Here is a 19,379-nt window from a genome sequence, read left to right on the forward strand (position 1 = left end):
TGTCGCGAGGAGGCTTGCCATGAGGGTGGAAGTGGACCGGGATCGCTGCGAGGGCAATGCGGTGTGCGTCGGGATCGCGCCGGACCTGTTCGACCTCGACGACGACGACTACGCGGTCGTCAAGGTCGACGAGGTGCCCGCTGACCAGGAGGCGCTTGCCGAGCAGGCGATCGCGGAGTGCCCACGGGCCGCTCTGAACCGAAAAGACTAGAGGTATTCGTACTTTGACATCGCAGACACCGCAGGCATCGCACGCCAGCTCCCCGTCGCCCGCCGAGGGCGCCATCGATCTGTCCGGCAGGGTCGCCGTCGTCACCGGGGCCGCGGCCGGGCTGGGCCGCGCCGAGGCCGTCGGCCTGGCGGCCGCCGGGGCCACCGTGGTGGTCAACGACATCGCCAAGGCGCTCGACGGCTCCGATGTGCTCGACGAGATCGCCGCGGCCGGGGCCAAGGGCGTGGCGGTGGCCGGGGACATCAGCGCGCGCTCGACCGCCGACGAGCTGGTGGCCACCGCCGACGGTCTCGGCGGCCTGGACATCGTGGTCAACAACGCCGGCATCACCCGGGACCGCATGTTGTTCAACATGTCCGACGAGGACTTCGACGCCGTGCTGGCCGTGCACCTGCGTGGGCACTTCCTGATGACCCGCAACGCGGCGGTGTACTGGCGGGACAAGGCCAAGAAGTCGGGGGACGGCGACCGGAACGGCACCGTTTACGGTCGCCTGGTCAACACCTCCTCGGAGGCCGGGCTGGGTGGCCCGCCGGGGCAGGCCAACTACGGCGCCGCCAAGGCGGGGATCACCGCGCTGACGGTGTCGGCGGCGCGCGCGGTGGGGCGCTACGGCGTCCGTGCCAACGCGATCTGCCCGCGGGCCCGCACCGCGATGACCGCCGGCACGTTCGGGGAGACCCCGGAGCTCGCCGAGGGTGAGGTCGACGCGCTGGCACCCGAGCACGTGGTGACGTTGGTGCGCTTCCTGGCCTCGCCCGCCGCCACGGAGGTCAACGGTCAGGTCTTCATCGTCTACGGCCCGTCGGTGGGTCTGGTCGCGGCGCCGCAAATCGAGCAAAAGTTCACCGCGCCCGGTGATGCGTGGGATCCTCGAGAGCTCAGCCAGCGGTTGGGTCAGTACTTTGCCGACCGTGATCCCGACCGGATGTTTTCCGCGATCGGACTTTTGGACAACTGAGGTTGTCACAGTGTGCTGACGGCCACTGGGCGGCCCCGGAATCCGGGTAGAACACGTTCTAGAATGATCTGCGTCACAATGGGTCTGACCTCGACAAATTGACACCGTTTGTCTCATTGGTAGCCCTTTGACACTGCGAACGTGTTCTAGTTACTATGATCCGTCTCACAGAGGTCGACGTCCGATTCCGGGGTGGATCGAGCCAGCCGCACAGTAAGCGCACAAGCTTCGCCAAGGGTGCGTGGGCGGGCTCGGTATCCGCCCCCAGCGAGAAGGGAACCGAGGTTGTTTGAACAGCTCGCGGTTCCGGCTCGGGCCGTGGGCGGCTTCTTCGAGATGACCCTGGACACCTTCCGGTCGACCTTCCGCCGGCCGTTCCAGTTCGGCGAGTTCCTGGAGCAGACCTGGATGATCGCGCGGGTGTCGATGGTGCCGACCCTGCTGGTGTCGATTCCCTTCACCGTGCTGGTCGCCTTCACCCTGAACATCCTGCTGCGCGAGATCGGCGCCGCCGACCTGTCCGGCGCGGGCACCGCGTTCGGCACCATCACCCAGCTGGGGCCGGTGGTGACGGTGCTCGTCGTCGCCGGTGCCGGGGCCACCGCGATCTGCGCGGATCTGGGTGCGCGCACCATCCGCGAGGAGATCGACGCGATGCGGGTGCTGGGAATCGACCCGATCCAGCGTCTGGTGGTGCCCCGGGTGCTCGCCTCGACGTTCGTGGCCCTGCTGCTCAACGGGCTGGTGTGCGCCATCGGCATCGCCGGCGGGTACGTCTTCTCGGTGTTCCTGCAGGGGGTCAACCCGGGCGCGTTCATCAACGGCCTGACCGTGCTGACCGGTCTGCCCGAACTGCTGCTGGCCGAGGTCAAGGCGCTGCTGTTCGGGGTGGTGGCCGGCCTGGTCGGCTGCTACCGCGGCCTGACCGTGCAGGGCGGCCCCAAGGGGGTCGGCATCGCCGTCAACGAAACGGTGGTCTACGCGTTCATCTGTCTGTTCGTGATCAACGTGATCATGACCGCCATCGGCGTGCGGGTGCTGGAACGATGAGCGGACTGCCCAACTACGACGTCACCGTGCGGCTGCGCCGGTGGCTTTCCGGTGTGCCCAGGGCCGTGGACAGCTTCGGCGAACAGGCCCTGTTCTACGGCCAGTCGATGCGCTACATCCCCAACGCCGTCACCCGCTACCGCCGGGAGACCGTGCGGTTGATCGCCGAGATGACGATGGGGGTGGGCGCACTGGCGATCATCGGCGGCACCGTCGGCGTCGCGGCGTTCCTGACCCTGGCATCCGGCGGCGTGATCGCCGTCCAGGGCTTCTCCTCGCTGGGCAACATCGGTATCGAGGCGCTGACGGGATTCCTCTCGGCCTTCCTGAACGTGCGCATCGTCGCCCCGGTGGTGGCCGGGATCGCGTTGGCGGCCACCATCGGCGCCGGCACCACCGCCCAGCTCGGGGCCATGCGGGTCGCCGAGGAGATCGACGCGGTCGAGTCGATGGCGGTGCACTCGGTGTCCTACCTCGTGTCGACCCGGCTGATGGCGGGACTGATCGCCATCATCCCGCTGTACTCGCTGTCGGTCCTGGCCGCCTTCTTCGCCGCCCGGTTCACCACGGTGTTCATCAACAAGCAGTCCGCGGGCCTCTACGACCACTACTTCAACACCTTCCTGATCCCCACCGACCTGCTGTGGTCGTTCCTGCAGGCCATCGTGATGTCGATCGCGGTGATGCTGGTGCACACCTACTACGGATACAACGCCTCGGGCGGGCCCGTCGGCGTCGGCATCGCCGTGGGCCAGGCGGTGCGGACCTCGCTGGTCGTCGTCGTGGTCATCACCCTGTTCATCTCACTCGCCGTCTACGGCGGGTCCGGCAACTTCAACCTCTCCGGGTAGCGCGATGGCAGACGGCGAATCGAAACGCAGCCACATCCGCATCGCGGCGGCGGTCCTGGCGTCGCTGATCGTGGCGGCCATGGTGTTCACCTACCTGGCCTACACCGCCGCGTTCACCCCGACCGACACGGTGACGGTGATGTCCCCGCGCGCCGGCCTGGTGATGGAACAGGACGCGAAGGTCAAGTACCGGGGCCTGCAGATCGGCAAGGTGAAGTCGATCGAGTACGCCGGCGACCAGGCCAAGCTGACCTTGGCCGTCAACAGCTCCGAGCTGCCCTACATCCCCGCCAACGCCGACGTGCACATCGCCAGCAACACCGTCTTCGGGGCGAAGTCGGTGGAGTTCGTGCCGCCGGAGTCGCCGTCGAAGACCGCCATGCGCCCCGGCGCGACGGTGCAGGCATCCTCGGTTCAGCTCGAAGTCAACACGTTGTTCCAGACGCTCACCGACGTGCTGCACAAGATCGACCCGATCAACCTCAACGCCACGATGACGGCGCTGGGCGAGGGCCTGCGCGGCAACGGTGACGACCTCGGCGCCACCCTGGCCGGACTGAACACCTATCTGGCGCAACTGAACCCGAAGCTGCCGACGGTGCACGACGACATCCGCAAGCTCGGCGACGTCGCAGACATCTACGCCGACGCCGCCCCGGACCTGGTGACCGTGCTCGACAACGCGCCGTCGATCAGCGAGACGGTCGTCGACCAGCAGGACAACCTCAACGCCACCCTGCTGGCCGCCACCGGGCTGGCCAACAACGGCCACGACACGCTGGCACCGGGCGCCCAGGACTACATCGCGGCCATCCAGCGGGCCCGCGCCCCGCTGAAGGTGGTCGGTGAGTACTCGCCCGAATTCGGTTGTGTACTCGAAGGTGTTGGCACCGCGGTGGACAAGTTCGCCCCCATCATCGGCGGCACCCGCCCGGGTCTGTTCGTCTCGTCGAACTTCCTGCCGGGCGCGCCGGCCTACACCTATCCCGAGAGCCTGCCGATCGTGAACGCCTCGGGCGGGCCGAACTGCCGTGGCCTGCCGGTGATCCCGAGCAAGCAGCTGGGCGGTTCGTGGTACCGCGCGCCGTTCCTGGTCACCGACAACGCCTACGTTCCCTACGAGCCGAACACCGAGTTGCAGTTCGACGCCCCGTCGACCCTGCAGTTCCTCTTCAACGGCGCGTTCGCAGAGCGGGACGATTTCTGATGAACCGGGGCACAGGGATCAAGGTCGGCATCTTCACCGTGGTGATGGTGCTGGTGGCCGCCGGGCTCGTGATCGTCTTCGGCGAGTTCCGGTTCTCCGCCGGGCACACCTACCACGCCACCTTCACCACGGCGTCCCGGCTGAAGTCGGGCCAGGACGTGCGCATCGCCGGGGTGCCGGTCGGCTCCGTCCAGGCCGTTACGCTGAAACCGGACAACTCCGTCGACGTCACCTTCGACGTCGACGACCGCTACCAGCTCTACACCTCCACCCGGGCGCTCATCCGCTACGAGAACCTCGTCGGCGACCGCTTCCTGGAGATCACCTCGGGCCCCGGCGAACTGCGTAAACTCCCGCCGGGCGGCACCATCGCCGAGGACCACACCCAGCCCGCCCTCGACCTCGACGCGCTGCTGGGTGGGCTGCGTCCGGTGCTCAAGGGTCTCGACGGGACCAAGGTCAACGAGATCAGCAATGCCGTCATCTCCCTGCTGCAGGGCCAGGGCGGCGCCATCTCCCAGATGCTGTCCTCGACCGGTGCCTTCACCACCGATCTGGCCGCGCGCGACCAGCTCATCGGCGACGTCATCGATCACCTGAACGCGGTGCTGTCCACCGTGGACGCCAAGGGCGCCCAGTTCAACGAGAGCGTCGACCAGCTGCAGAAGCTCATCACCGGGCTCGCGCAGGGGGCCGACCCGATCGCCGGCGCGATCGCCCCGCTGGCCTCGGCCGAAACTGATCTCACCGACATGCTGACCAAGAGCCGGCGCCCGCTGCAGGGGGTCATCGAGAACCTGCGGCCGCTGACCGGGGAACTCGACCGCCGCAAGGCCGACGTCAACAAGGTCATCGAGCCGCTGGCCGAGAACTACCTGCGCCTCAACGCGCTGGGTGCCTACGGTTCCTTCTTCAACATCTACTACTGCTCGATCCGGATGAAGATCAACGGCCCGGCAGGCAGCGACATCCTGATTCCGTTCGGCGGTCCCGCCGATCCGTCCAGGGGGAGGTGCGCTCCTGTCCCGGACAACTGACAGCTCGAATCCGCTCCGCACCGGCATCTTCGGCATCGTCCTCGTGCTGTGCCTGGTGCTGGTGTCGTTCGGCTACACCAGCCTCCCGTTCTGGCCGCAGGGCAAGAACTACACCGCCTTCTTCACCGACGCGGGCGGCATCTCGCCCGGCAACGACGTGAACGTCTCGGGCATCAAGGTGGGCCACGTGCAGTCGGTGCAACTCGCCGGCACCGCGGCCAAGGTCTCCTTCACCGTCGACCGGGACATCCGGGTGGGGGACCAGTCGCTGGCGGCGATCAAGACCGACACCGTGCTGGGGCAGCGGTCCCTGGACGTGACACCGGCCGGCGGCGGGTCCTCGACGACGATCCCGTTGGGCCGCACCACCACCCCGTACACGCTCAACGCCGCGCTACAGGATCTGGGCGCCAACACCGCCGCGCTGGACAAGCCGCGGTTCGAGATGGCGCTGCAGACGCTGACCGACACCCTGCACGACGCCACGCCTCAGTTGCGCGGCGCGCTCGACGGCGTCACCGCGCTGTCCCGCACGCTGAACAAGCGCGACCAGGCGCTGGCCGAGCTGCTGCAGCACGCACAGTCGGTGACCAAGACCCTCAGCGACCGGGCCAAGCAGGTCAACCAGCTGGTGGTCGACGGCAACCAGCTGTTCGCCGCGCTCGACGAGCGCCGGCAGGCGCTGTCCACCCTGATCGCCGGCATCGACGATGTCTCCGCACAGATCTCGGGTTTCGTCGCCGACAACCGCAAGGAATTCGGCCCCGTGCTGACGAACCTCAGTGCGGTGCTGCAGAACCTCAACGAGCACCGCGACAACATCAGCGAGGCGCTCAAACGCCTGCCGCCGTACGCGACCGCGCTCGGTGAGGTGGTCGGCTCGGCGCCCGGCTTCCAGATCAACCTCTACGGCCTGCCACCGGCCACCCTCTCGGAGGTCCTGCTGGACACCTACTTCCAGCCCGGCAAGCTGCCCGACAGCCTCGCCGACTATCTGCGCGGCTTCATTTCCGAACGTCTCATCATCAGGCCGAAGTCACCATGACCGATTCCACGACCGATCACATGGCAACCACCTCCGCTCCCCGCAGCAGCCGCCGGCGCGGGCTGCTGATCACCGCCGTCGTCGTGCTGGTGGTGGCGCTGGCGGTCGGCCTGTTCGTGCTGTGGCCGGGCCGATCGACCTACAAGGTCGTCGGGCTGTTCTCCTCGGCGGTGGGTCTGTATCCGGCCGACGAGGTGCGGGTGCTGGGCGTGCCCGTCGGCAGGGTCGACGCGATCGAACCGCGCGCCGGCGACGTCAAGATCACCATGTCGATCGACAACGGTGTGAGGGTGCCCGCCGACGCCAAGGCGATCATCATCTCGCCGAACCTGGTGGCGGCCCGGTTCATCCAGCTCACCCCCGCCTACGACGACGCCAAGGGCGGGCCGCTGCTGGCCGACGGCGCCGTCATCGGCGATGACCGCACGGCAGTGCCGGTGGAGTGGGACGAGGTCAAGGAGGAACTGACCAAACTGTCCGAGACACTCGGACCCGAACAGGGCGGTCTGCAGGGCCCGCTGTCGACCTTCGTCGACCAGGCGGCCACCACGTTCGACGGCAACGGCGACTCGTTCCGAAACGCCCTGCGCGAGCTGTCGCAGACCGCGGGCCGGCTCGGGGACTCCCGCACCGATCTGTTCGGCACGGTGCGCAACCTGCAGGTGCTCATCGACGCGCTGTCGAACAGCAACGAGCAGATCGTCCAGTTCACCAGCCACGTCGCCTCGGTGTCACAGGTGCTGGCCGACAGCACGGTCGGCCTCGACAACACCCTCGACACCCTGAACACGGCGCTCGCCGACGTGCGCGGACTGCTCGACGACAACAACGACGCGCTCATTGGGACCGTCGACAAACTGACGCGATTCACCAAGCTGCTCTCCGACCAGCACGACGACATCGAACAGGTCCTGCACGTCACCCCGAACGGTCTGGCGAACTTCTACAACATCTACGAGCCCGCGCAGGGCACCGTCGCCGGGGTGCTCTCCCTGCCGAACTTCGCCAACCCCGTGCAGTTCATCTGCGGCGGCACCTTCGATATCGGGGCCAACCCGGACAACTACAAGCGCGCCGAGATCTGCCGCGAGCGGATGGGGCCGGTGATGCGCCGGATCACCATGAACTACCCGCCGGTGCTGTTCCACCCGATCAACAGCATCCTGGCCTACAAGGGACAGATCCAGTACGACACCCCGGCGACCGAGGCCAAGGCCAAGACCCCGCTGCCCTATCTGCAGTGGCAGCCCGCCCCGGGCGCCAACCCGCCGGTGGTCCCGCCGGGCACCGACTGGAACGACATCTTCCTGCCGCCGCCGCCGGTGCAGGGCCAGGTTTCGCCGGGCCCGCCCCAGTTGCCGCCGGGTGGGGGCCCGCCGCCGGGACCCGCGCCGGCACCCGCGCCGGCACCCGCCCCGGCACCGGCCACCGGAGGCGGCCGATGAGACCGATCACGGCGTTGGCCCGCACCGCGCGGCGGGCCACGGCCCTCGCGTCGGGCGCGGCGCTGCTGGCCGGCTGCTCGTTCGGCGGCCTGAACTCACTGGACATGCCGGGTACCAGGGGGCACGGGCCGGGGTCCTACACCGTCACCGTCGCACTGCCCGATGTCGCGACGCTGCCGCAGAATTCACCGGTCATGGTCGATGACGTGACCGTCGGCTCGGTGTCCGGGATCGACGCCGTGCAGCGGCCCGACGGCACCTTCTACGCCGCGGCGCAGCTCTCGCTGGACTCCAACGTGCACCTGCCGGCCAACGCCACCGCCCGGGTCGCGCAGACCTCGCTGCTGGGTTCCCAGCACGTCGAGCTTGCCGCCCCCACCGGCCAGCCGCCGGTGGGCGCCCTGCGCGACGGGTCGAACATCCCGGAGTCCCACGCCGGCAGGTATCCGACCACCGAGGAGGTGCTCTCGTCGCTGGGCGTGGTGGTCAACAAGGGCAATCTGGGTGCGCTGCAGGACATCACCGACGAGCTGTACACCGCGGTGGCGGGGCGCGCCGAGGCCTTCACCGACCTGGTGCCCCGGCTGGCCGAGCTGACCGACTCGCTGGCCCGTCAGACCGAGGACATCATTACCGCCACCGAGGGGCTGGACCGGTTCGCCGCGCTGCTGGCGGCCAACAAGGACAGCCTGGGGCGCACGCTGGACACCCTGCCCAACGCGCTGCGGGTGCTCAACGAGAACCGCACCAACATCGTCGACGCCTTCGCGGCCCTGCGGTCCTTCGCCACCGTGGCCGCCGACATCCTGGCCAAGACCAAGGACGATTTCGCCGCCGACCTCAAGGACCTCTACCCGGCGATCAAGGCGCTCAACGACAACGCCGACGTCTTCATCAAGGACCTCGAGTTCCTGCCGACGTTCCCGTTCCACTACAAGTATCTGCGCCAGGCCGTCCGCGGCGACTACCTCAACGTGTTCGTCACCTTCGACCTGACCGTCCGGCGCCTCGGTGAGTCGGTCTTCACGACCAACAACGCCCTGGACCCGAACATGAAGCACATGAGCGAGATCCTCAACCCGCCCGACTTCGTCACCGGGCAGATGGCCAACCTGTCCGGTCAGGCGGCCGATCCGTTCAAGATCCCGCCGGGCACCGCGACCCAACACGGGGAGGGGGGCTGATGCTCGACAGGCTGTCCCGGATTCAGCTCGGGATCTTCTCGGTGATCACCGTGCTCAGCGTCGGTGCCATCGCCCTGTTCTACCTGCACGTGCCCGCCCAGCTGGGGCTGGGCTCCTACCAGGTTCAGGCCGACTTCGCCGCTGCCGGCGGCCTGTACGAGAACGCGAACGTGACCTACCGCGGCGTGACCGTCGGGCGCGTCGAGTCGGTCGATCTGAGCCACGACGGCGTGGTGGCGCACATGCGGCTCAACAGCAACACCCCGGTGCCCGACAACGTCAGCGCCACCGTCAAGAGTGTCTCGGCGGTCGGCGAGCAGTACGTCGACCTGGTGCCCCCGGCCGACGCGTCGACGTCGATGCTGGACAACGGTGCGGTGATCCCGCAGAGCCGCACGGCGATCGGTCAGGACGTCGCCGGACTGCTCAAACAGGCCGACCGGCTGGTCAGCAGCATCAACAACGCCCGGCTGCAGGATCTGCTCAAGGAGACGTTCAAGGCATTCAGCGGATCCGGTCCCGAGCTGGCCCGGCTGATCCAGTCGGCCCGGCTGCTGGTCGACGCGGCCAACAACGACTACCCCCAGACCGCGGCGTTGATCGACCAGGCGGGCCCGTTCCTGGAGGCGCAGATCCGCAGCGGCGACAACATCCGGTCGCTGGCCGACGGGCTGGCCCGCCTCACCACCGAGGTGAACGGGGCCGACCCCCAGGTGCGCACCCTGCTTGCCACCGCCCCCGGCAGCGCCGACGCGGCCAACACGGCGTTCAGCGGCATCCGGCCCAATTTCCCGATGCTGGCGGCGAACCTGGCCAACCTGGGCCGGATCGGGGTCATCTACCACAAGTCGCTCGAACAGGCGCTGGTGATCTTCCCGGCCCTGATCGCCGCGCTGACGACGGTGGCCGGCGGCGTACCCACCGACGAGGGCGGCAAGCTGGACTTCAAGATCGACCTGGGTGATCCTCCGCCGTGCTCGGTCGGCTTCATCCCGGCCACCCAGATCCGCTCGCCCGCCGACGAGACGGTGCGCAACCTGCCCACCGATCTGTACTGCAAGGCCGCCCAGAACGACCCGACGGCGGTGCGCGGGGCGCGCAACTACCCGTGCCAGGAGTTCCCCGGCAAGCGGGCGCCCACGGTGCAGCTGTGTCGCGACCCCAAGGGCTTCGTTCCGATCGGCAGCAACCCGTGGCGCGGCCCGCCGGTGCCGTACGGCACGCCGGTCGAGGACGGTCGCAACATCCTGCCGCCCAACAAGTTCCCGAACATCCCGCCGAACGCCGACTACGACCCGGGTCCGCCGGTGGCGCAGCTGCCCCCGGGTGTCCCGCCCGCCGTGGGGCCCGCGCCCAACGCGCCGTTCCCGCTGCCGGTGCCGCCGAACGACAACGGCGCCCCGCCGCCGTGGCCGTACTTCCCGCCGCAGGACCACTACGCCCCGCCGTATGCGCGCCAGGGCCCGCCGCCCGGCGCCCCGGCACCGGCCCCGCCGCCGCCCGCCCCGGCCGCACCTGCTCCCGACGGGTCGCCGCTGCCGGCCGAGGCGCCCCTGCCGCAGGCCAGCGGGGCCGCCTACGGTACGTACGATGAGAACGGGGTCTTCGTGGACCCGGCCGGCGGTACCGGCGTCTTCGCCGGGGGGAACGCCGAACAGTCGCCGGCCGAGAATTGGGTGGATCTGATGCTCAGTCCGAGGCAGGCGTAATGGCTGACACTTCCGCTTCGACGCCGGATGAGGCGACGAAGCCGAGGCGTCGTCGCGCGTCCCGGGCGGCCGGCCCGGCCGGCAGCCCCGCGGTGACGGTGGCCCACCCCACCGGAAGCGCCGCAGACCCGGGAGGCGCCGAACGCGCCGGCGGCGTGGCGACGCTGACCAAGCCGCCCGTCGTCCCGCCGCCGACGGGTGTCGCGCCCCCGCCCCGGCGCCGGCCGAACCGGCGTCGCGTCGGCTGGATCGCCGCGGCCGCGGTGGTGGTGCTGGCCGCGCTGCTGGGCTCGGGCGTGTGGGTGCTGGCCGACCAGCAGCGCACCGCCGACGCCGCCGCCGCGCGCGAACAGCGGTTCGTCGACACCGCGACGCAGACCGTCGTCAACATGTTCAGCTACACCCAGGACAACATCAACGACAGCGTGAACCGCTTCGTCGAGGGCACCAGCGGGCCGCTGCGCGACATGCTCAGCCAGAACAACAACGTGGAGAACCTCAAGGCCATCTTCCGCGACACCAACGCCAGTTCGGAGGCCGTCGTCAACGGGGCGGCCCTGGAGGGCATCGACGAGATCAGCGACAACGGTTCGGTGCTGGTTGCGGTCCGTGTGACCGTCACCGACATCGACGGGGTCAACAAGCCGTCGCAGCCCTATCGGCTACGGGTGATCGTGCACGAGGACGACAACGGCCGGATGACCGGCTACGACCTGAAGTACCCGGACGGGGGGAACTGATGCGGCGGCTGACCACCGTGCTGGCGGGTCTGCTCGTCGGGCTTTCCGTCGTGGGCATCGTGGGGCTGGCCGGCGCGGGCGGCTGGCTGTACTGGGACCGGGTGCAGCAGAGGGCCGAGCAGGCCACCCGCGCCGAGCTGGCGCCGCTGGCCCGTGAGCAGCTGCCCAAGGTGTTCGGCTACGACTACCAGACCGTCGAGCGCAGCATCACCGAGGCGTCCACGCTGCTGACCCCGCGGTTCCGCAGGGAGTTCGAGGACCAGGCCAACAAGCAGATCATCCCGGAGGCGCGCGAACGGCACGTGATCAGCCAGCCCAATGTGGTGGGGGTGGGAGTCCTGGAGGCGCTGCGCAATTCGGGCTCGGTGATGGTGTACCTGAACCAGACCGTGACCGACAAGTCCGAGCAGCCCACCTACGTGGGCAGCCGGTTGCGCGTCGAATACCAGAAGGTCGACGGCCGGTGGCTGATCGACGGGATCGACCCGATCTAGCTGCCGTTCAGGAGGACGGGGCGCCGGGATCGGTCCCGGTGGGCCGGCCGGTGAGCGCGTTGAGGAACGAACGGGCCCACCGGTCGACGTCGTGGGCCAGCACCTGGCGGCGCAGCGCCCGCATCCGGCGGCGGCCCTCCTCGGGCTCCTGGTTGATCGCGGCCTCGATGGCGTCCTTGACGCCGTCGAGATCGTGCGGGTTGACCAGGTATGCCTGGCGCAGTTCGGCGGATGCGCCGGTGAATTCGCTGAGCACCAGCGCGCCGCCCAGGTCGCTGCGGCAGGCCACGTACTCCTTGGCGACCAGGTTCATCCCGTCGCGCAGCGGGGTGACCAGCATGACGTCGGCGGCGACGAAGAACGCGATCAGCTCGTCACGCGGCACCGGCCGGTGCAGGTACTGCACGGCGGGGCGGCCGACATCGCCGTATTCGCCGTTGATGTGCCCGACCTGGCGTTCGATGTCCTCGCGCAGCGCCCGGTAGCTCTCCACCCGTTCGCGGCTGGGGGTGGCGAGCTGCACCAGCACGGTGTCCTCGCTCTTGACCCGCCCCTCCTCCAGCAGCTCGGCGAAGGCCTTGAGCCGTACGTCGATGCCCTTGGTGTAGTCCAGCCTGTCCACACCGAGCAGGATCTTGCGCGGGTTGCCCAGTTCCGCGCGGATCTCGCGGGCCCGGCGCCGCACGTCGCGGTTGCGCGCCTTGTGGTCCAGATCCGCGGAATCGATGGAGATCGGGAAGGCGCCCACCTTGACCGTCCGGAAACCGAACTGGACCTCGCCGAAGCGTGAACGCACCCCGATGGAGGCCCGCGAGGTGTTCGCACCGATCAGGCGGCGGGCCAGGACCAGGAAGTTCTGCGCGCCGCCGGGCAGGTGGAAGCCGACCAGGTCGGCGCCCAGCAGGCCCTCGGTGATCTCCGTTCGCCACGGCATCTGCATGAACAGTTCCACCGGTGGGAACGGGATGTGCAGGAAGAAGCCGATCGTCAGGTCGGGACGCAGCATCCGCAGCATCTTCGGCACCAGCTGCAGCTGGTAGTCCTGGACCCACACCGTGGCGTTGGGGGCCGCGGCCTGGGCGGTGACCTCGGCGAATCGGCGGTTCACCTCGACATAGCGGTCCCACCAGCTGCGGTGGTAGAGCGGTTTGACGATGACGTCGTGATACAGCGGCCACAGCGTGCCGTTGGAGAAGCCCTCGTAGTATTCGGCGACGTCGTCGCTGCTGAGCTTCACCGGGAACAGTTGCATGCCCTCGGCGTCCAGCGGCTCGACGTCGCCGCTGGTGTCCTCGTCGATGATGCCGGGCCAGCCGATCCAGGCGCCCCGGCGGCGGCGCAGCAGCGGTTCCAGCGCGGTGACCAGTCCACCCGGGCTGCGTTTCCACGTCACGGATCCGTCGGGGTGCCGCTCCATGTCGATCGGCAGCCGATTGGCCACGACCACGAAGTCAGAGCCCCCGGAGCGGACCTCTTCGCCCTCCCCGGGAACCACCTACGCCTCGTTTTTCGACGGCGCGATACCGAGCATCGACAGGAACACCCGGCACTCGTCGGCGTCGTTGGCGTACGCCGCTACGACGCGGCGCGCCTGGCTGGCGGTGCTGTCGGCCAACGGTTCGACTTCGCCGAGATCGGCGGGATCAGATTTTGCAGGCATGGTTCAACAATATGCGAAGACCGCGGTGTTCCGGACCGTGCCGGCGGGCCGGGCCGCTGGGCAGGGGGTGGATCGGGCCCGAATCGGACGGGGTTCGGGCCCGGGTCAACCACGGCAAAACCGGCCGGGTGCCGCGGCGGCGCCCGGCCGGTCGGGCCCTGGTCAGGACCCCCGGGGATGAGCTACGGCGTGACGGTCGGCGCCATGTAGCCGCCGCCGGTTTCATCGGCGCTGTCCGGGGTGCACACGGTGCCTCCGACGGTGTCGTCGCAGGGCGGGGTGGACTCCTGGGTCACTTCCGGGGTGGTGCGCGGTGCCGTCGGCCAGTTGCCGCCCGGAACGTTCGGTGCCAGTTCCGGCACGCAGTTGGCGATGAAGGCGTCCTCACGCTCGCCGAGAGGGCACGCACTATCGGGATCGGCCGTGGCCGCGGAAATGGCGAACGGGGTCGCGGCTAAGGCAATGGTGAACCCTCCCGCGGCGAGCAGTCGACGTACGGGCGTGGTCAGTGTGGCCATCGTCAGGCTTTCTCCTGGTCTGGAGTGGAAGTGTGAACCGATGCTGCACGGGCATCTTATTAAGGCGGCGACGTTCGCGCACTGGATGTGGCCAACTGCCTGCTGATAGCGGGCTCCCACCGGCGGTGCCGGCGAACCCCTGAACGTGACACCGATACCCTCAGATGTAATGTGTGCACATGGCCAAGCCTGACTATGCGGACACCGTGGCGGACGCCTCCGGCGCCCCGGAGTTCGTGACGTACGAAACCCTTGACGAGGGCCGCATCGCCCGCATCTCGCTCAATCGGCCGGCCGAGCACAACGCGCAGAACCGGACGCTGCTGGTGCAGCTCGACAACGCGCTGCGCCGCGCCGAGGCCGACGACACCGTCCGGGTCATCATCCTGGCGGCCGTCGGCAAGAACTTCTCGGCCGGGCACGATCTGGGTTCGGAGGCGGCGATCGCCGAACGCACTCCCGGGCCGGGTCTGCATCCCAGCTTCACCATCGACGGCGGTGCCCGCGACGCGATCGTCGAGAAGCTCCTGCTGCAGGAGTGGCACTACTTCTTCGAGAACACCTCCCGGTGGCGCGAGCTGCGCAAGATCACCATCGCCCAGGTGCAGGGCAACGCCATCTCGGCGGGCCTGATGCTGATCTGGGCCTGCGACCTGATCGTGGCCGCCGACAACGCCAAGTTCAGCGACGTGGTGGCAGCCCGGCTGGGGATGCCCGGCGTCGAGTACTTCGCCCACCCGTGGGAGTTCGGCCCCCGCAAGGCCAAGGAGCTGCTGCTCACCGGGGACTCGCTGGACGCCGAGGAGGCCTACCGGCTGGGCATGGTGTCCAAGATCTTCCCGGTCGACGAGCTCGAGGAGAAGACGCTGCAGTTCGCGCGCCGGATCGCCGAGCGCCCCACCATGGCGGCCATGCTGGTCAAGGACTCGGTCAACGCGGCCTCGGATGCGATGGGCTTCACCGAGGCGCTGCGCCACGCGTTCCACATCCACGAACTCGGCCATGCGCACTGGGCGGCCCACAACGAGAACCGGTTCCCGGTGGGGCAGCCGCCCGACGTGCCGGACTGGCGTAGCGCCGCGCCGACGAAACCGGCGCGCCGCGATACGCCGTAAGCGCGGTGCCGGCGTCGGCCGTTCGGCATGATTGCATCATTAGAACGTGTTCTAACTGTGTGAGAGGCCGGCAATGGAGCTGTCGTTTGAGGATCGGACCTATCTCGTCACCGGCGGTGGCAGCGGAATCGGCAAGGGGGTAGCCGAGGCGCTCGTCGGCTCCGGCGCCGACGTGATGATCATCGGCCGCAACGCCGACAAGCTGGCCGCCACCGTGGACGAGATCAAGGGACAGGCCACCGCCGAATCCGGGTCGATCGCCTTCGAACCCGCCGACGTCACCCACGAGGACGAGGTGGTCAACGCCGTCGCGGCGGCGACGGCCTGGAACGGTCGGCTGCACGGTGTGGTGCACAGTGCCGGCGGCAGCCACACGATCGGGCCGATCACCCAGATCGATTCCGAATTGTGGCGCAGCACCATCGATCTGAACGTCAACGGCACCATGTACCTGATCAAGCACTCGGCCCGGGAGATGGTCCGCGCGGGCGGCGGCTCGTTCGTCGGCATCTCCTCGATCGCCTCCAGTAACACCCACCGCTGGTTCGGTGCCTACGGGCCGGCCAAGGCGGCGCTGGATCATCTGCTGCAGCTGGCCGCCGACGAACTCGGCCCCTCCGAGGTCCGGGTCAACGGCATCCGCCCCGGCCTGACCCGCACCGAGATGGTCGAGCCGCTCATGAGCTCCCCGCAGATCACCGCCGACTATCAGGCGTGCACCCCGCTGCCCCGGGTCGGTGAGGTCTCCGACATCGCCAACGTGGCCCTGTTCCTGTTGTCCGACGCGGCCGCCCATGTCACCGGGCAGGTCATCAATGTCGACGGTGGGCACGGACTGCGCCGCGGCCCCGACATCTCCCCGCTGATCGAACCCGTCTTCGGCGCCGAGGCGTTACGGGGCGTCGTCTGAGCCCCGGTCTGAGCCCCGGTTTGAGCCCGGCCTGAGCCCCGGTGTCAGCCCCGGCCGGCGTCGCGGTCGGACAGTGTGGCGATCGCCGACCAGTCGAGGTCGGCGCCGCCGTTGGCCAGCAGGGTCAGAAACCGGTCACGCAGCAGCCCGGCGATCGGCAGCGGCACCTGCAGCTGTTCGCCGGCCTCCAGCACCAGGCGGACGTCCTTGAGCCCGAGTGGGGCGGCGAATCCCGCCGGGGTGAAGCGTTCCTCGGCGATGAGCCCGCCGTAGGTGTGGTAGACGGGCGCGTCGAACAGGGTGGACGTCAGGACTTCCAGGTAGTCCTTCCGGTCGACGCCGCCCTTGCCGACCAGCGCCATCGCCTCGCCGAGGGACTCCAGCACCGAACCGATCAGGAAGTTGCCGCTGAGCTTGACGAGGTTGGCCGCCTCGGGCCGCTCGGAGAGTACGAACGTGCGCTGACCGACCGCGGCCAGCAGGGGTGAGACCGCCTCGACGGTGCCGGGCGCGCCGGCGGCCACGACGAACAGTTTGGCGGCCGCGGCGGCCTCGGGGCGGCCGAACACGGGCGCGGAGACGAACCGCTGTCCGGCGTCGGCGTGCGCGGCGGCCAGCTGCCGGGCCAGATCCACTCCGATGGTGCTCGACGAGACGTGGACGCCGCCCTCGGGCAGGGCATCGAGAATGCCGTCGCCGAACTCGTCATCGCCGAAGACCACCTGGTGCACCGCCTGGTCGTCGGCCAGCATCGTGAACACCACCTCGGCCCGGCAGGCCTCGGCGACGGTCGCCGCCCGCTCGGCCCCGGCCTCGACCAGGGCATCCGCCCGCGCCGGGGTCCGGTTGAAGACCGTGACCTGGTGGCCGTCGGCGAGCAGGTTGGTGGCCATGGCGCGGCCCATGTTGCCGAGGCCGATGAATCCGATTCGCATGCCTCCACATCTACTCCGGCCGGGTCCGGCGCGCCGTTTCGGCGGGACGGACCACAATGGGTCCCGTGGGTCCCGTGGCACTGGTGCGTGTGGTGATGTCGGCGGTGCTGGCGGCGGGCGCCGCGGTGTCCGGCGCCGGTGCCGCCGGTGCCGCGCCGGTGTCGCCGGTGTCGCCGGTGCCGCCGGTGTCTGCGCAGGCCGCCGCGGCCGGGCTGGTCGATGTTCTCGGCGTGGTGCCCGACGCGGTCATCGACCTGCGCTATGCGAGCGCCGACAATTTCGTCGGGATGCCGTTGTATCCGCCCGATGCGCGCTGCCTGGTGCACGAATCCCTGGCCGCGGGCCTGGCCACCGCCGCGGCCGAGCTGCGCCGCGGCGGTGAGGTCCTGGTCTTCTGGGACTGCTACCGGCCCCACGACGTGCAGGTGCGGATGTTCGAGGAGGTGCCAGACCCGAACTGGGTGGCGCGCCCGGGCGACTATGCGCGCAGCCATGAGGCCGGCAGGTCGGTGGACGTGACGCTCGCCGGCCCCGATGGGCCGGTCGAGATGGGGACGGGCTTCGACGACTTCACTCCCCGCGCCCAGGCGTATGCGACCTCGGGTGTCAGTGCGGCGGCGCGGGCCAACCGGGCCCGGTTGCGCGCGGCCATGCAGACCGGCGGGCTGGCCGTCTATGCGGGCGAGTGGTGGCATTTCGACGGTCCGGGCGCCGGCGTGCGCCGGCCGATCCTGGACGTGCCGGTGGACTAGCGTGTGCGGAAACGGCCCGGGCCGCCGACCCGAGGCCCCGCGCCCACCCACCTGACCCCGGTGCGGGCCCGGGTGGGGCGGGCGGAGGCCCCGGGTGTCGGCGACCGCCGCCGACGGCCTCAGTCGGCGGCGAGTGCGGCGTGCAGCGACTTCTTGGCCTCGGAGACGGCGGCAGCCAGTTTCGTCCGGGCCTCGGCCAGCGACTCCTTCTGCTCGTCGGTGCCCTTCCACGCGATGGTGCGTGCCAGGCCGACGAACTCGCGGAGATCGCCGCGGATCTTCAACAGGTCGGCGAACTTCTCGAACTTGGCGAAGAACGCATGCGCGGTGTCGCTGTTGACGCCGCGCCAGGCCAGGAGGTTGTTGCCCAGTTCGGTCAGCGTGGCCACGCCGTTGTCGACGCTGACCAGCCCGCGGCCGGCCAGCAGTCCGATGGCGAGGTCGACGACGTCCTGTGGCGGGGTGAAGGCGCCGTTGGTGGCCTCGGTGGCGCGCTGCACGATCTGGGTGGCGTCGGCGGGACCGTCGAGCAGCAGCACCGCGGTACCGAACGCTGCCGGCTTGAGGCCCCCACCGAATCCGGGCCCGAATCCCGGGCCCATGCCGGGACCACCGAATCCCGGTCCGAAGCCCGGGCCCATGCCGGGGCCGCCGAATCCGGGGCCGAATCCCGGGCCCCCGCCGAACCCGCCGCCCGGTCCGAAACCGCCCGGTCCCCAGGGCCCGGGGGCGTTTCCTCCACAGCCGGGTCCGCCCGGAAATCCACTGAAGTTCATTGCTACTCCTTTGATTCGTGGTCCGCGTCCAGAGGGGACGCGCTACCTATATCAACTTCCTTGATACCAACGAGGTTGATATCCGTCAATCGCGATGCGTGGCGGCCGAGCGTCGTCGCGGCCGGCGTGTGGCCGGCTCGGCGCCCGGATCCGAATGCGGATCCTCCGCGTGCGGTTGTGCCGGCCCGAACTCGTGTGAGGATGACGGGGTGAGTGAATCCGTGGCCGAGCCGCTGGGTTACCTGCTGCACCGGCTGGCCGCGGTCCTGCGTCCGCAGATGGCCGCCGAACTCGGCGAACTCGGGCTGGGATTGCCCGAGTTCGTCTGCCTGCGAATACTCGCGACGTGCCCGGGGCGCAGTGGCGCCGAACTGGCCCGCGACACCCACGTGTCGGCCCAGGCGATGAACCAGGTGCTGCACCGACTGGAATCCATGGGTGCGGTGACCCGCCCGCCCACCGCGCCGGCGGGCCGGGCCCGGCCCGCCGAACTGACCGGAGCGGGCAAGCGGTTGCTCACACGCGCGGAACGTGCCGTGCACCGCGCCGATCAGCGCGTGCTGGACGGGTTGACGCCCACCGAACAGCGCAGGCTCAAGGGGCTGCTGCGCAAGGCCGGAATGCACGACGCCGGGCTCGCCGCCGTGGCGCCCGGCCGGGGCGACGCCGAACGGCGCTCTGTGCGGTAGCTTGTGGGCGACCACAGTGTCCGGGGTCCCGTCCCGGCCGGTGCCCCGTGTGTCGGCCCGCGGGCCCGA

Annotated in this window: 21 protein-coding genes; 16 read left to right on the forward strand and 5 right to left on the reverse strand. The window is 69.5% G+C overall.

Going from position 1 to position 19,379, the window contains the following annotated elements; translation table 11 throughout:
* Positions 1 to 19 precede the first annotated feature (19 nt).
* The 12 genes from CSR00_RS01125 (at position 20) to CSR00_RS01180 (ending at position 11,955) form a co-directional block, all read left to right on the forward strand.
* On the forward strand, positions 20 to 211 hold the full coding sequence (locus CSR00_RS01125; RefSeq protein ID WP_099020561.1) for a ferredoxin: 192 nt from the start codon (positions 20 to 22) through the stop codon (positions 209 to 211).
* Between the two features lie 13 nt (positions 212 to 224).
* Positions 225 to 1,193, forward strand: coding sequence for a 3-oxoacyl-ACP reductase (locus CSR00_RS01130; RefSeq protein WP_099020562.1), 969 nt, complete (start codon positions 225 to 227; stop codon positions 1,191 to 1,193).
* Positions 1,194 to 1,478: 285 nt separating this feature from the next.
* Positions 1,479 to 2,243, forward strand: a complete 765-nt coding sequence (locus tag CSR00_RS01135) for an MlaE family ABC transporter permease (RefSeq protein WP_099020563.1) — start codon at positions 1,479 to 1,481, stop codon at positions 2,241 to 2,243.
* Complete coding sequence (locus tag CSR00_RS01140) at positions 2,240 to 3,094, forward strand: MlaE family ABC transporter permease (protein WP_099020564.1); 855 nt, start codon at positions 2,240 to 2,242, stop codon at positions 3,092 to 3,094. The genes CSR00_RS01135 and CSR00_RS01140 overlap by 4 nt, the downstream gene beginning before the upstream one ends.
* A gap of 4 nt (positions 3,095 to 3,098) precedes the next feature.
* Positions 3,099 to 4,301, forward strand: a complete 1,203-nt coding sequence (locus CSR00_RS01145) for an MCE family protein (RefSeq protein WP_099020565.1) — start codon at positions 3,099 to 3,101, stop codon at positions 4,299 to 4,301.
* Entirely contained in the window at positions 4,301 to 5,338 is a 1,038-nt protein-coding gene (locus tag CSR00_RS01150; RefSeq protein ID WP_099020566.1) for an MCE family protein, read from the forward strand. Before CSR00_RS01145 ends, CSR00_RS01150 begins: the two co-directional genes overlap by 1 nt.
* Complete coding sequence (locus tag CSR00_RS01155) at positions 5,322 to 6,383, forward strand: MCE family protein (protein WP_099020567.1); 1,062 nt, start codon at positions 5,322 to 5,324, stop codon at positions 6,381 to 6,383. The genes CSR00_RS01150 and CSR00_RS01155 overlap by 17 nt, the downstream gene beginning before the upstream one ends.
* Positions 6,384 to 6,403: 20 nt before the next feature.
* Positions 6,404 to 7,828, forward strand: a complete 1,425-nt coding sequence (locus tag CSR00_RS01160; RefSeq protein WP_099020667.1) for an MCE family protein — start codon at positions 6,404 to 6,406, stop codon at positions 7,826 to 7,828.
* Entirely contained in the window at positions 7,825 to 9,012 is a 1,188-nt protein-coding gene (locus tag CSR00_RS01165; protein WP_099020568.1) for an MCE family protein, read from the forward strand. Before CSR00_RS01160 ends, CSR00_RS01165 begins: the two co-directional genes overlap by 4 nt.
* Positions 9,012 to 10,721 (forward strand): MCE family protein, encoded by a 1,710-nt coding sequence (locus tag CSR00_RS01170; protein ID WP_099020569.1) that lies wholly within the window; start codon positions 9,012 to 9,014, stop codon positions 10,719 to 10,721. The genes CSR00_RS01165 and CSR00_RS01170 overlap by 1 nt, the downstream gene beginning before the upstream one ends.
* Entirely contained in the window at positions 10,721 to 11,461 is a 741-nt protein-coding gene (locus CSR00_RS01175) for an Rv1363c family protein (RefSeq protein WP_099020570.1), read from the forward strand. Before CSR00_RS01170 ends, CSR00_RS01175 begins: the two co-directional genes overlap by 1 nt.
* Positions 11,461 to 11,955 (forward strand): mammalian cell entry protein, encoded by a 495-nt coding sequence (locus CSR00_RS01180; protein ID WP_099020571.1) that lies wholly within the window; start codon positions 11,461 to 11,463, stop codon positions 11,953 to 11,955. The genes CSR00_RS01175 and CSR00_RS01180 overlap by 1 nt, the downstream gene beginning before the upstream one ends.
* A 7-nt stretch (positions 11,956 to 11,962) precedes the next feature.
* Here the strand turns inward: CSR00_RS01180 and CSR00_RS01185 are convergent, their stop codons facing one another.
* The 3 genes from CSR00_RS01185 to CSR00_RS01195 form a co-directional block, all read right to left on the reverse strand.
* On the reverse strand, positions 11,963 to 13,450 hold the full coding sequence (locus tag CSR00_RS01185; RefSeq protein WP_099020572.1) for an alpha,alpha-trehalose-phosphate synthase (UDP-forming): 1,488 nt from the start codon (positions 13,448 to 13,450) through the stop codon (positions 11,963 to 11,965).
* A complete protein-coding gene (locus CSR00_RS01190) occupies positions 13,451 to 13,615 on the reverse strand; it encodes a hypothetical protein (RefSeq protein ID WP_099020573.1) in 165 nt (54 codons plus the stop codon).
* Positions 13,616 to 13,797: 182 nt separating this feature from the next.
* Positions 13,798 to 14,133 carry an intersectin-EH binding protein Ibp1 gene (locus tag CSR00_RS01195; RefSeq protein ID WP_099020574.1) on the reverse strand — a complete coding sequence of 112 codons (336 nt, stop codon included), beginning with the start codon at positions 14,131 to 14,133 and terminating at the stop codon, positions 13,798 to 13,800.
* Positions 14,134 to 14,312: 179 nt separating this feature from the next.
* On the opposite strand from CSR00_RS01195, the gene CSR00_RS01200 reads away from it, so the two are divergent.
* Positions 14,313 to 15,248, forward strand: a complete 936-nt coding sequence (locus CSR00_RS01200) for an enoyl-CoA hydratase (RefSeq protein ID WP_099020575.1) — start codon at positions 14,313 to 14,315, stop codon at positions 15,246 to 15,248.
* 73 nt (positions 15,249 to 15,321) lie between these two features.
* Positions 15,322 to 16,158 (forward strand): SDR family oxidoreductase, encoded by an 837-nt coding sequence (locus CSR00_RS01205; protein ID WP_099020576.1) that lies wholly within the window; start codon positions 15,322 to 15,324, stop codon positions 16,156 to 16,158.
* 44 nt (positions 16,159 to 16,202) lie between these two features.
* Here the strand turns inward: CSR00_RS01205 and CSR00_RS01210 are convergent, their stop codons facing one another.
* Positions 16,203 to 17,093, reverse strand: coding sequence for an NAD(P)-dependent oxidoreductase (locus CSR00_RS01210; protein ID WP_099020577.1), 891 nt, complete (start codon positions 17,091 to 17,093; stop codon positions 16,203 to 16,205).
* A 56-nt stretch (positions 17,094 to 17,149) separates the two neighbouring features.
* Here CSR00_RS01210 and CSR00_RS01215 point away from each other — a divergent pair, with 56 nt between their 5' ends.
* Entirely contained in the window at positions 17,150 to 17,845 is a 696-nt protein-coding gene (locus tag CSR00_RS01215) for a M15 family metallopeptidase (RefSeq protein ID WP_099020578.1), read from the forward strand.
* Positions 17,846 to 17,964: 119 nt separating this feature from the next.
* Here CSR00_RS01215 and CSR00_RS01220 read toward each other — a convergent pair whose 3' ends face one another.
* The gene (locus CSR00_RS01220) at positions 17,965 to 18,486 is read right to left on the reverse strand and encodes a hypothetical protein (RefSeq protein ID WP_176561858.1); all 522 of its coding nucleotides are present in this window, start codon (positions 18,484 to 18,486) and stop codon (positions 17,965 to 17,967) included.
* A 344-nt stretch (positions 18,487 to 18,830) separates the two neighbouring features.
* Between CSR00_RS01220 and CSR00_RS01230 the strand changes: the two genes are divergently transcribed.
* Positions 18,831 to 19,310: a MarR family winged helix-turn-helix transcriptional regulator gene (locus CSR00_RS01230; RefSeq protein ID WP_245905768.1), complete on the forward strand. Its 480-nt coding sequence runs from the start codon at positions 18,831 to 18,833 to the stop codon at positions 19,308 to 19,310.
* Positions 19,311 to 19,379: the final 69 nt, after the last annotated feature.

The sequence above is a fragment of the Mycolicibacterium palauense genome, from assembly GCF_002592005.1.
Taxonomy (GTDB): domain Bacteria; phylum Actinomycetota; class Actinomycetes; order Mycobacteriales; family Mycobacteriaceae; genus Mycobacterium; species Mycobacterium palauense.

Bases quoted from the DNA above. Each gene is read 5' to 3' on its own strand.
- CSR00_RS01125 (WP_099020561.1), top strand. From the start codon at position 20: ATGAGGGTGGAAGTGGACCGGGATCGCTGCGAGGGCAATGCGGTGTGC.
- CSR00_RS01215 (WP_099020578.1), top strand. From the start codon at position 17,150: ATGGGTCCCGTGGGTCCCGTGGCACTGGTGCGTGTGGTGATGTCGGCG.
- CSR00_RS01145 (WP_099020565.1), top strand. From the start codon at position 3,099: ATGGCAGACGGCGAATCGAAACGCAGCCACATCCGCATCGCGGCGGCG.
- CSR00_RS01160 (WP_099020667.1), top strand. From the start codon at position 6,404: ATGGCAACCACCTCCGCTCCCCGCAGCAGCCGCCGGCGCGGGCTGCTG.
- CSR00_RS01165 (WP_099020568.1), top strand. From the start codon at position 7,825: ATGAGACCGATCACGGCGTTGGCCCGCACCGCGCGGCGGGCCACGGCC.
- CSR00_RS01150 (WP_099020566.1), top strand. From the start codon at position 4,301: ATGAACCGGGGCACAGGGATCAAGGTCGGCATCTTCACCGTGGTGATG.
- CSR00_RS01175 (WP_099020570.1), top strand. From the start codon at position 10,721: ATGGCTGACACTTCCGCTTCGACGCCGGATGAGGCGACGAAGCCGAGG.
- CSR00_RS01180 (WP_099020571.1), top strand. From the start codon at position 11,461: ATGCGGCGGCTGACCACCGTGCTGGCGGGTCTGCTCGTCGGGCTTTCC.
- CSR00_RS01220 (WP_176561858.1), bottom strand. From the start codon at position 18,486: ATGGGCCCGGGCTTCGGACCGGGATTCGGTGGTCCCGGCATGGGCCCG.
- CSR00_RS01195 (WP_099020574.1), bottom strand. From the start codon at position 14,133: ATGGCCACACTGACCACGCCCGTACGTCGACTGCTCGCCGCGGGAGGG.
- CSR00_RS01140 (WP_099020564.1), top strand. From the start codon at position 2,240: ATGAGCGGACTGCCCAACTACGACGTCACCGTGCGGCTGCGCCGGTGG.
- CSR00_RS01210 (WP_099020577.1), bottom strand. From the start codon at position 17,093: ATGCGAATCGGATTCATCGGCCTCGGCAACATGGGCCGCGCCATGGCC.
- CSR00_RS01200 (WP_099020575.1), top strand. From the start codon at position 14,313: ATGGCCAAGCCTGACTATGCGGACACCGTGGCGGACGCCTCCGGCGCC.
- CSR00_RS01170 (WP_099020569.1), top strand. From the start codon at position 9,012: ATGCTCGACAGGCTGTCCCGGATTCAGCTCGGGATCTTCTCGGTGATC.
- CSR00_RS01190 (WP_099020573.1), bottom strand. From the start codon at position 13,615: ATGCCTGCAAAATCTGATCCCGCCGATCTCGGCGAAGTCGAACCGTTG.
- CSR00_RS01205 (WP_099020576.1), top strand. From the start codon at position 15,322: ATGGAGCTGTCGTTTGAGGATCGGACCTATCTCGTCACCGGCGGTGGC.